Genomic DNA, 264 nt, shown 5'->3' on the forward strand with positions numbered 1-264 from the left:
GGGCGACCCGATCGTTCGAATTGCGGGCAATGTCGGTCGAATTCGACGAGGTGGCACTTCGATTCGTCTCCGAGGCAGCCGCGCGCGGATCCATCCAGATCGTCTGCCACGACTCCCGGCATCTGGATCCGACCGAGTATGCGGCCAAGGAAGCGCAACAACGCACGGACAGTCGCATTCCCTCCGAGGAACCGATTCTGTTCCTTGAAGCCAATATCAGGGACGCATCGGAATTTCAGACCGACCTGATCGTGCACGGCAAGC

The 264-nt window shown here is 59.8% G+C and carries 1 pseudogene; it reads left to right on the top strand.

Annotated elements, in window-relative coordinates:
- Nucleotides 1-29: 29 nt before the first annotated feature.
- Nucleotides 30-264: pseudogene (locus A2J03_RS19125) on the top strand (amino acid transporter); the annotation flags it as partial.

It is taken from the genome of Rhodococcus sp. EPR-157 (assembly GCF_001647195.1).
Classification (GTDB): Bacteria; Actinomycetota; Actinomycetes; order Mycobacteriales; family Mycobacteriaceae; genus Rhodococcoides.